The organism is Shimazuella sp. NTD250 (genome assembly GCF_059510375.1).
On sequence record NZ_JCAJZS010000007.1, the window covers coordinates 1 to 12443 of the forward strand.

At 41.2% G+C, this 12443-nt stretch carries 4 protein-coding genes; all 4 read left to right on the forward strand.

What is annotated here, in order from left to right; genetic code table 11:
* On the forward strand, positions 1–1218 hold a 1218-nt coding region (locus tag AC5WOF_RS15875; protein ID WP_496050932.1), incomplete at its 5' end, for a condensation domain-containing protein.
* Between the two features lie 3 nt (positions 1219–1221).
* Positions 1222–11001 carry a non-ribosomal peptide synthetase gene (locus AC5WOF_RS15880; RefSeq protein WP_496050933.1) on the forward strand — a complete coding sequence of 3260 codons (9780 nt, stop codon included), beginning with the start codon at positions 1222–1224 and terminating at the stop codon, positions 10999–11001.
* Positions 11002–11003: 2 nt separating this feature from the next.
* The gene (locus AC5WOF_RS15885; RefSeq protein WP_496050934.1) at positions 11004–11753 is read left to right on the forward strand and encodes a thioesterase II family protein; all 750 of its coding nucleotides are present in this window, start codon (positions 11004–11006) and stop codon (positions 11751–11753) included.
* A 71-nt stretch (positions 11754–11824) separates the two neighbouring features.
* Positions 11825–12403 (forward strand): hypothetical protein, encoded by a 579-nt coding sequence (locus tag AC5WOF_RS15890; RefSeq protein WP_496050935.1) that lies wholly within the window; start codon positions 11825–11827, stop codon positions 12401–12403.
* Positions 12404–12443 lie beyond the last annotated feature (40 nt).

The following is a 12443-nucleotide window of genomic DNA, read 5'->3' on the forward strand; positions in this document are numbered from 1 at the left end:
GTGCGATTGGTTCCAAGTGAAACCGGCTGGAAGCAATACTACCGAGCAGAAGGGGAAGCAGAACTGGAAGTAGTGGACCTGCGAAGAGAAGAAAATCCCATCGAGTGGTTGGAACAGAGAACAGAAAAAGCCCAAGCGAGCTTACATCTAACGGAGGGACCAGTATTCCGGGCGATCTGGTTCCGCTTCTCGGAAACGGAAGGAAGATTGTTCCTCCTTGCTCATCATATGGTGATGGATGGCGTGTCTTGGCGAATTCTAATAGAAGACATCGAGATGATCTACCAACAACTTGCAGCTGGAAAACCAGTACAGTTACCCCAGAAAACCAGTTCCTATCGTCAGTGGGCGGAGTATCTTCAAAAATTAGCAGCTGCGGAGGAAATCGAAAATCAAAGGGAACAGTGGCAACAAGTAAAGGATACAGTGATCCCACAAGATAGGTATGGGAGAAATACGGAAGACTCTGTGGAACAAGTACAATTACTGTTAACAGCTTCTGAAACAGAGCAATTGTTATCCAAAACAACTGCTAGAACTCATGCAACGGTAGAAGAACTATTGTTGACGGCACTTGTCCAATCTCTACAAAAGTGGACCGGGGAAAACACTCATACCATCCATTTAGAAGGACATGGGAGAGAGGAACAAGAAGAACTAGATTTATCTCGGACAGTTGGTTGGTTTACTTCCCTCTATCCTGTGATGTTCCTACTACCATCATCAAGCATGGGAGAAGCAATACAAGTTGTCAAAGAAGCTCTACGTGATCGCAGCAAAGAAGCATTAAGCTATGGATTATTGGCTCACTTGCATCTATCTCCTCTTAAAAAAGTAGAGGCAGCAATCAGCTTTAATTATTTGGGGCAATTTACTCCGGTGCAGAAAAGTGAAATCTCAAGCCTTCTAGAAGGGATAGCTACAGAAACTACAGGTAGAATGAGTGCTCTTGAGGCTGTTCGCCCTCATCTCATCGATATTGTAGCAGTAGTAAATGAAGGGAAAATGCGGATTACATGGTTGTATAGCCAAAATATCCACAATAAAACGAGTATGGAGTTGTTCAAGCAATACTTCCATTCCAAACTACAAAATCTGATTTCAGGAAATGAAAAAAATGTTGGAATGACAACATCTGATTTTCCAGAGGCAAATCTTTCTAAAAAAGATATGCAGAAAGTACTTCAACTTCTTCAAAAAAAATCGAAGGGGAGATAAAGGTTGGAAGAAAACGATATATCTTTAAATCTTGAAGATATGTATACTCTCACACCACTACAACACGGAATGTTACTGCATTCCGACATGGCAACGAGCGATGGTATGTACATCGCTCAACTATCTTTTTCGATTCAAGGAGAGTTTCAGCTCCCCGCCTTTCTTCAAGCATGGCAAGAGGTAATCGATCGTCATGCTATTTTGCGAACTGCTTTTTTGTGGGGAGAAAATGTAGAGCCTCAGCAGCTTGTATTTTCGGGGGTTTCGACACCATTCCTCCAAGTAGATTTGAGTCATTTGTCCAGAGAGGAACAGGCAGTTGAAATAGAAGAGACAAAAAAACGTGATCGTAAGCAAAAGTTTTTATTAGATGAACCTCCATTGATGCGCTTTACCTTTTTACAAACGGATCATGATGCTGTTACATGTATTTGGAGCTACCATCATGTTCTAATGGATGGTTGGAGTCTGCCCATCATACTTGGAGAGGTATTTCAATATTACGAAGCTATCTCTAATGGTGACTCCTTACATCTTCCAACACCTAAAGCCTATCGGGATTATATTGCATGGTTAAAAAGACAAGATCATTCGAAAGCAAAAGCATTTTGGCAAGAAATGCTCAAAGGTTATGATACGCCCCTGTCTTTGCGTTTTGATCGTAAAGAGACAGACGAACAAGGTTATCAATCTATCACGAAGATGTTATCAAAGGAAACGACAAATCTTATCCAAGAGATGGGCAAAAAATATGGGCTAACCATAAGCACGATACTTCAAGGTGCATGGGGATTGTTGCTAGGAAGGACACATCATACAGAGGATGTGTTGTTTGGAGCTACCTCATCTGGAAGGCCTACTGAGTTAGCAGGCTCAGAAAATATGGTGGGATTGTTCATTAATACGGCACCAGTTCGAGTTGCCTTAACATCCGAAACGATCTTGACATGGCTTTTAAATCTTCAAGCCAAACAAGTAGAGGCCAGAGAATATTCTTTCTCATCGTTAATAGATATACAGAATTGGAGTGAGATTCCAAGAGGTTCTCATCTGTTTGAAAGTATTGTCGTCGTCGAAAATTACCCAATTCGCCAACAGGCAGCAAATGAATCTGCAAAATGGGGTATAACAGATGTTGATGGGAGGGAAGAAACTAACTATCCCATTACCTTAGTTTGTACGCCTGGCGAAACAACGCAATTAAAAATCATGTACCAAGCTGATCGATTTGCTCCATCTACTATCGAAGATATTTTATTTCGTTTGGTTATTATTTTAGAACAGATGATTTGTCATCCTGAGCAAAGGGTTGATCAAATCTCAATTCTTACCAAACCAGAAGCAAAATTGATGCTAGAAGATTGGAACCAAACTACTGTTGCAACAGAATCCAAGTTCATTCACCAATGGTTTGAAGAACAAGTGAAACGAACTCCTCATCAGATTGCCGTTACTTGGGGACAGGATTCACTCACATACGAACAATTAAATCAAAAATCCAATCAATTAGCTCATTATTTGATCTCAGCAGGGATTAGTCAGGAAAAAATCGTCGCTGTTCTGCTGCCTCGATCCACTGATTTGCTTGTCAGTTTGCTTGCAATTTTAAAAGCAGGCGGAGCATATGTACCATTTGATCCAAAATATCCAAAGGATCGTATCACCTATATGCTAGAAGATTCTAAGGCTCAGATGGTGCTGACAACAGAGCAATTATCTTCCCTCCTAACCACCAATATGAATCCATGTTGTATGGATAGACTAGATTTAAGAAGTTATGCAACTGACAATCCTAATCTAGACAGCAGTACAAAACAACTCGCTTATATCATTTATACTTCAGGATCAACAGGAAAACCAAAAGGTGTCATGGTTGAGCATCATAGTGTTTCCATGTTATTTAGTTGGGCACATAGACAGTATCACCCTGACGAATATAGTGGAGTTCTCGCATCTACGTCTATCTGCTTTGATTTATCTGTGTTTGAGTTGTTTTTTCCACTGAGCTGTGGAGGAACAGTTGTCGGCGTGGAGAATGCACTGTATCTTACCATCGCCTCTGATCTGGTTCCTATCACCTTGATAAATACAGTTCCATCTGTTGCAAGCGAATTGATCCGAATGAATGTTATACCTGATACGGTAATTACGATAAATCTGGCAGGTGAACCTTTGTCCAGAAATCTAGTGGATGAATTTTATTTGTTGCCACAGATCGAGAAAGTATATAACTTATATGGTCCAACTGAGGATACCACTTATTCTACATTTGCCTTAATAGAAAGAGAGAGTGGACAGACTCCATCTATTGGCGGGCCAATAGATCATACAACCGTATTTGTTCTTGATTCACAAGGACAAGCAGTCCCAGCAGGAATTCCCGGTGAACTCTATTTAGGTGGAGAAGGTTTAACAAGGGGATATCTCCATCGCCCTGATTTAACAGATGAAAAGTATGTTCCTCATCCTAATGATAAAGAAAAACGTGTCTATCGAACGGGTGACTTGGTCAAGTATGAAACAGATGGTACCCTGCAATATATTGGCAGGGTGGATTATCAAGTGAAAATAAGAGGATACCGAATCGAACTAGGGGAGATTGAAGCTGCTTTACATGCTCATCCTTATATCGAAAAGGCGATCGTAGTGGAAAAAGATAGCCGACTTATCGCTTATGTCATTACGACAGATCGATCAACGGATTATGAGACATATCTCAAGCGATATATTCCAGTTTACATGATCCCTAGTCAATTTGTTTTCTTGGATGTTTTTCCGTTAACTCCTAATGGCAAAGTAGATCGAAGTAATTTACCAGCACCTAGTCAGAGCAGTTCTCCTGCACGAAAACAAGAATTATCTCCATCTGAAGAGATCGTAGCTGGAGTTTGGGAACAAGTTTTAGGAGAAAAACCTATTCAAGCTGATGATAACTTCTTTCAGGTAGGTGGGCATTCCTTACTAGCAACACAAGTTATTTCAAAACTAACGGAAATATGGAACAAAAAAATACCTTTGACTTATATATTTGAGTTTCCTACTGTTAGAGAGCTTGCAGCCAAAATAGAAGGAACACAAAGGGAACAGTCAGAACTTACTGCTATACCGGTATACGACCGTTCGAATCAATTCGCGCCAGTTTCTTATGGACAGCGAAGATTGTGGTTTCTTGATCAAATTCTCGATGATCGTTCTACGTATCATCTTCCCTACTCGATAAGGATAGATGGAAGTTTTGACATATTAGCATTTCGGAGATCGTTGCAAGCAATAGCGATTCGTCATGAAAGTTTACGTACTACATTTACTGAACGCGAAGGAATTCCAATTCAAGTCATCCATCAAGTTCCACCTATCGACTTTTCTTTTACGGATGTCAGGCAGGAAGAAGAATCACTGGAAAAATTGATCAACCATGCTTATCACCAGCCATTTTCTCTCACTACAGGTCCTTTGTGGAGAGTACATCTCTATCAAGAAACAGAAGATAAGTGGGTATTGCTGTTTACGTTTCATCATATTATCATGGATGGCTGGTCACTTGGAATTTTTGGAAACGAGTTATTTCGATTATACGAAGCCAATAGCAGAGGGAACTCGGTTGAAATCGATGCTTTACCATTGCAATACCGAGACTATAGCGCTTGGCAACAAGATTACATCCAAAGTGATGATTTAAAAACTCACCTTCATTACTGGAAAGACAAGCTAGCGGATGTTCCTGTGCTTGATTTGCCAACTGATAAAACAAGACCAGCAGAACAAACCTTTTACGGAAGAACGAAATCTTTTGAGATTCCGCTTTCCTTGTCAGAAGGTTTAAAACAGCTGAGCAAAGAAGAAGGTGTTACTTTATACATGAGTTTGCTCGCATCTTGGCAGACTTGGTTATCTCGTTACAGTGGACAAGAAGACATTGCAGTAGGCAGTCCAATCGCAGGAAGAACAAGATCAGAGCTAGAAAATATCGTTGGTTTTTTTGTCAATACACTTGTATTTCGAACAGATTTAATCGGTAACCCTAGTTTTCAAGAAATACTTGGTCGGGTACGGAAAACTTCGATGGAAGCTTATGCAAATCAGCATGTTCCATTTGAAAAAATGGTGGATGAATTGTCTCCAGATAGAAATTTACAACATTCGCCTTTGTTTCAAGTGATGTTCGTCTTACAAAATATGCCTGTTCAAACAGAAGGATCGATAGATCTAAATTTGTCCCCTTTTCCATTAGAGCACGAAACAGCAAAGTATGATTTAACCTTAACTTTCATGGATACCCCACAAGGTTTGCAAGGAGCCTGGGAGTATAATGCTGACTTATTTTGTGAAGTAACAATAGATCGTATGATCAAACAATATGTCCAAGTATTAACAACTGTAGTAGCAGATCGGACGATACCCATCCGAGAAATCTCATTGCTCACCAAGGAAGATGAACGATTTTTGGCAGAACAAAATCAATTGGTATCAAATTGTCCAGAAAAATCTATTGCGACATTGTTTGAAGAGCAGGTAGCTCTTTATCCTGCAAAAATTGCGTTGCAATCAGCAACCGTCTCCTTAACTTATGAAGAAGTCAATCAACAAGCAAATCAGTTGGCTTACTTTTTACAGAAAAAAGGGTTAAAACCTGATACAAAAGTAGGGGTATGTCTTGATCGATCTATCGAACTTATTCTCACAATGTTAGCAATCGTCAAAACAGGTGCAGCGTACGTACCATTTGACGTTTCTTATCCAACAGAGCGATTTCAGTACCTTGTAACGGACTCAGCGGTGTCTTTTGTAGTGACAACACAAAAATGGGCAAATCGATTTCAACATAAGCAAATGGATTGTTGTATGTTGGATGAGGTAGAGAGGATGATTAGGCAAGAATCAACATCTAATTTAGTCACCCAAGTTACGACAGATTCTCTTGCCTACGTAATGTATACGTCTGGTTCGACAGGCAAGCCAAAAGGGGTAGAGATTCCCCAAAAAGGTATTATTCGATTGGTGAAAAATCCAGACTATGCAACTTTTTCAGCAGATGATGTATTTTTGCAATTGGCACCTGTAGCTTTTGATGCTGCTACCTTTGAAATTTGGGGAGCGCTTTTGAGTGGAGCCAAACTGGCAATCATGCCAGCAGCTCTCCCCTCTCTCTCTGAATTGGGAGAAGCTGTCCAATCCTTTGAAGTTACTACCTTATGGCTGACAGCGGGATTATTCCGTTTAATGGTGGATCACCAATTGCCTGCTTTAAAAGGATTAAAACAATTACTGACAGGTGGAGATGTGGTATCCCCTGTACATGTCCAAAAAGTGCTCCGTATGGGCGGTGTCCAAGTGATCAATGGATATGGTCCTACGGAAAATACTACTTTTAGCTGTTGTTACCAAGTGCCGCCAGATTGGTCTGGCGATGTTTTGCCTATTGGGAAATCGATAGCAGGAACAACTGCATATGTTCTAGATGATATGCATCAACAAGTGCCGATCGGTATAGTTGGGGAGTTATATGTTGGTGGAGATGGTTTGGCGAAAGGTTATGCAAATCAACCGCTACTGACGCGAGAAAGGTTTATCGAGCATGAAGAGTTTGGACGACTGTATCGTACAGGAGATCTTGTCCGCTATTTGTATGATGGGACAATGATGTTTTTAGGTAGAAAAGATCATCAAATAAAAATTCGCGGCTTTCGTGTTGAACTAGGGGAAATCGAAACGACTCTGGCTCAGTTTCCGAAAGTAAAGGATGCAATTGTAATTCAAAAGGAAGGAAGGCTGATTGCGTATCTTACTTCCATGTCCCCGATTAATGCGAATGAATTAAGAGATCAATTAGTACATGTTTTACCTGATTATATGGTACCCTCTTCTTTTGTTTTACTTGATGAACTACCATTGACCGAGAATGGGAAAGTGAATCGAAATGCCCTGCCAGCCCCTGCTGCGATTCATGTCTTAAAAGAAATGCCCAAAGGTGAAATAGAACCAAAAATCGCTGCGATTTGGCAAGAAGTACTAGGTGTTTCGATGATCAACCGCAACGATAATTTCTTCCGTCTTGGTGGAGATTCCATTCTCAGTTTGCAGGTAATTGCCAAAGCAGCACAGCAAGGTATCAGGGTCACTCCAAAGCAAATATTTCAATTTCAGACGATTGAAGAGCTGGCTAAAGTAGCGATTCAAAAAGATGTCTTAGAAGTTGAACAAGGAGTAATCAAAGGTAAGATAAACTTGACACCGATTCAATCTTGGTTTTTTGCCCAAAAACCGGCTAATGTTCATCATTTTAACCAAGCAGTAATGGTGCAAATAAACATTTCCCTTTCTCCAGTCCAAATGGAAGAAGCCTGGCGCAAATTGCATGAGCATCATGATTCCCTTCGTCTGCAATTTCAAAGGATGGAAGATAGCTGGCAAGCTAGTTATGGAGATGAAACAAATATCGTTTCGATGAAAGTACATGATATTTCCAACTTCGATGAACAAGAACAAATGATGGAGATGGAACGATTTGCTGATTACTATCAGCGCAGTCTCGATCTTGCTCATGGTCCTATTACGAGGCTGGTCTATTTTCATCTAGGAGTAGAACGCAAACCTCGCCTATTGATCATTGCTCATCATTTGGTAGTAGATGGTGTATCATGGCGGATCATTTTAGAAGATTTAGCGACACTGATCCAGCAATTAGCCGGAAAACAAGCGATGGTATTGCCAGCTAAAACGATCTCCTATCAGCGTTGGGCACAGTTGATCCAGCATGAGGGACAGCTTAATCAAGTTCACAAACAGATAGATTTTGAAATACCAGTTGATCAAACTGGAGAAAATACAGAGAAATCTAGTCAGTTGGCAACTTATGCTTTTAGCAAGGAAGAGACGGAAAAATTAGTAAAGTCATCGGTAAAAGCAGAAGATATTTTACTCACTGCTTTTGTACGTACATTGGTGAAGTGGACTGCAAACAGCAATATATTCGTCGATTTAGAAGGACATGGGCGAGATATGCTAGGAGATGACATCGATGTTTCAAGAACGGTGGGATGGTTTACAAAACTGTATTCAGCTTCTTTCCAAGTAAAAGAAAATGTAACTGCTTTGGAAGCACTACGATTAGTAAAAGATCAACGATATACAGCATTTCATCAAACCAAGTTTGGTCAAACAAAGAGCATTAGTCCCGTCAATTTCAATTATCTAGGACAATTCCGCGAGCTCAACGAAGATACTGGCGTCCTGATTGGATCAGAAGAAACAGTGGGAGATACAGTGTATCCTAACATGATTCGAGCCTACATCCTAGAAGGGTTTGGAGTTATTTCAAAAGATCAACTCTCCTTGACTCTGCGTTATAGTAAAAATATTCACCGAAAAGAGACGATTGATGAGTTACTCTATCAAGTATGCCAAGAGATTCGCATTTTAGTTTCCAAATTAGTTGAAACTTCCGAACAAATCTATACTCCAGCTGATTTTCCACTAGCTTCTCTTTCCACACATGAGTTTAACTTGATTCCATCTAGAGGAGTGGAAGATATATATCCCTTGTCACCGCTGCAAAAAGGAATGGTGTTTCATTCTCAATATGCGAAGACAAAAGGAGAGTATATAACGCAGCTCGCGATGACGTTAGAAGGACAGTGGTATCCAGATAGATGGACAAATGCTTGGAAGCAATTGATAGCCCGCCATGAAATTTTGCGAACTAGTTTTTGGAGTAAAGGGTTAAAAGAAGCACATCAGGTCGTACATGACAGGGTTTCATTAGAGGTTAAACATATCGATTGGCAGCAAATAGCACTAGATGAGCAGGAAACATGTCTGGATAATTGGCTCAAAAGTGATCAAGAAGAAGCCTTTGATCTTTCATCCGCTCCACCGATGCGCATTGTCTTTATTCGGTTAACTCCAGAAAAAGTCATCATGGTGTGGACACATCATCATATTTTGTTGGATGGATGGAGTATTCCGATGGTTCTGCAAGAACTTATGCAACTCTATCATCAGCAAAAATTACCTAAATCCGCTCCGCCTTACCGTCGATATATCGAGTGGTTGAGGCAGCAGTCAACTGAAGAAGCAGAGCGATATTGGAAAACACAGTTGAAAGGAATTTCAGCAGCGACGTTGACGAGAAAAACAGATGGAATTCCCTCCGCTCATAGTGTAAAACGATTTGTAAACAAACAATTGACAGAATCGATTCAGCAATTTGCCAGAGAACATCAATTGACGATGAGTACCGTAGTTCAAGGCGCATGGGCAGTGCTTCTTAGGCAAATGACTCAGGAAACTGATCTGTTATATGGGACGACAAGTTCAGGTAGACCAGCAGAATTAACAGATATTGACAAGATGGTAGGTCTGTTCATCCAATCTCTGCCAACAAGAGTGAACTTGGACACAGACCAAAATGTAGCAGAATGGTTGCAAACCTTGCAACTACAGCAGCTAGAACAGCGCAAATATGAATATGTATCGCTTGTCGATATGCAAGGATGGAGTGATATTCCAAGAGGTACACCACTGTTTGGAACATTATTTGTATTTGAAAATTATCCGACTGTTGGATCAGAAGAAGAGTCTTCACAGGAAATTCGTATTACCGATTTGGTAGTTCAAGATCAAAGTAATGTTCCGCTGGTGCTGATTTCCGGTCCTGGAGAACAGTTATTACTGAAATTCCAATATTTATCTCCTTGTTTCACCAAAACAGAAGTAGTGAGATTTTTAGATGAATTGGTTTTTTTACTAGAAAAAATGATTGCTATGCCAAGCAGACCTGTAAAGCGGCTGTGCCATATAGGTGATGCAAAAGAAGCAGAAAGCCCATCCTTACAAAAGTACCGTCCTATCTCAAAGAATAAAAAATTGCTCATAGGGATGACAAAAATTTGGGAAGAAGTATTGTCGCAGGCACCTATTGGGCTTGACCAGAGCTTTTTTGAACTCGGTGGTCATTCCTTTGATGCCCTAGCTATCGCATCAAAAGTAGAACAAGATTTGAGTTATCCCTTTTCCTTGTCTCTGCTTTTTCAGTACCCTACGATTGGGGAATTGTGTTATTATTTGGAACATCAGCATGCTATCCATTCCGTGATCAGTCTACAACAAGGAAATGGCCGACATACTCCTCTGTTTTTGATTCATGCGCAAGGCGGGGGAGTACTGAGTTACAACGATTTAGTAGCACAATTGGATGATGATTTGACGATTTATGGTATCCAAGCAAGAGGATATGAGGGAGAAGCAGATATTTTTACTTCGATGGAAGAGATGATCGATTATTATGTTTCCTTGATCAAACAGGTACAACCTGTTGGTCCATATCGGCTGGGAGGATGGTCGCTGGGTGGAGTGCTGGCACATGGTGTTACAGTGAAATTAGAACAAATGGGAGACACAGTAGAACTCTTGGCAATGATCGATTCTACTTGGTTAGACCAAGAAGAGAGTGAACTTCTCTATCAACAGTTGAAATCAGGAGAGTTTTTGCCGACAATAGATTCAGAAAAGAATAAATTGTGGCTTGAAAATGGAATTGCTTTTGCTCGTTACCAACTTTGTAAAACTGTTCAGACACCTATTCACCTTTTTGTAGCTGAAGACCGATCCCAGACCATTGGCTCCTCCAATTGGGCACTTTGGACAGCATCAACAGTTCATGCCGAAATAGTGGATGGAAATCATGTAACCCTATTGGAAAAAGCCAATGTAAAAAAATTGGCTGATGATATGGGGAGAGCTATTCAAACAGCAGATAAAAGGCTTGCTGGCAAGGGGGATTAAAAATGTTAAGCCTTTGGTTACCTTTTACCAAAGCGATCAATGCCGATACGCATGTTTTGTTTTGTTTTCCATATGGCGGGGGAAACCCCGCTTTTTATAACAATTGGGGAGTCTTTTTATCGGACCATTTCCAGGTATGTCCCGTTCAGTTGCCTGGGCGTGGGATGCGTTTTACAGAGCCTTCTTATACTGATTTTCATTTGTTGATACAGGATATCACAGAAGCCCTTACCCCGCATTTATCAAGTAATCGGTTCTCCTTTTTTGGTCATAGCATGGGGGCCTTAGTAAGTTTTGAAGTAGCAAGGCTGCTCCAAAGAAAGGATTTGCCACTGCCGGAGACTCTATTTGTTTCGGGCTATCACGCAGCCCATTTGCCAGACCCAGGAAGGAAAATTCATCATCTGTCAGACGAAGAATTTTTAAATGGAATCATTGAGATGAATGGATTGCCTGAAGAATTGGTAGAAAATCGAGACTATTTATCGGTTTTTCTTCCAGCATTACGAGCGGATTTCACCATGTGTGAAACATACGAGTATGAACTTGGTCAAAAATTAAAAAGTGCCATTGTTGCATTAGGTGGAAAAGAAGACCCAGAAGCGGGAGAAGAACACCTAAAGGAGTGGAAAGAACAGACAGCAAGTGAATTTGCTTTGTATATGTTAGAGGGGGATCATTTTTATATTCATCAAAAAGAAACCGAAATAGTGAAAATAATTGAAAATCAATGTAAGACATTGTATTTTTAAAAAATATAGTGACAATATATTGAGGAATATGTTACTTTGAGATTATAGGTCCACACACAGAGAGGAAAAACGTGGATAACGTCAACGGTCATCTTGGAACGTTCCAGCCGGCAGGTAGTACTTCATTCAAGCTGGAGCCCGATGCTCACCGGACACAGCTCGTCGGAGTTGGTTACCTTTTCGATAAGCAGGGAAACCTGCCCCTTCTCCTGCGAGCCGCAGGAGACCCGGGTACTGGAGCCCGAGTCGAGAATGCTGGGGGAGCAGTAGATCAGTTCGAGCTGATGTTTGATGCAATTCCCCGGGAGATTCGTGAAGAGCTCAACTACAAAAAGCTTGCTGAAGGGCTTTGGCCGGAAGATATCGAGGTCTTCCGGACCTTCATCGGTAAGGAAGAAGTGAAGCCGATCGAAGGTGGTTATGCCACCCTGCGCATCTGGAAGTTTCCTTGTTTGAGCCGTCGTCCGTTCAGTGAGGTTGAGTTCAGCCTTTCACCTGACCATGAGCAGTACGCGGTGGTTGTTCCGAATGCGGATATGGTACATATTCCGTACGAGGACGGCCCGCTCCTATTCAGCCATCTGCCACTGGAACGACAGAAGGATGCACTGGAGGCCCGTGAGGTTATCTTCGGCTCCAAGCTGAAGTAATCTTGACGGACTCACTGGACGCCGGGTTCCCCCGACGTCC

Bases quoted from the DNA above. Each gene is read 5' to 3' on its own strand.
- AC5WOF_RS15885 (WP_496050934.1), top strand. From the start codon at position 11,004: ATGTTAAGCCTTTGGTTACCTTTTACCAAAGCGATCAATGCCGATACG.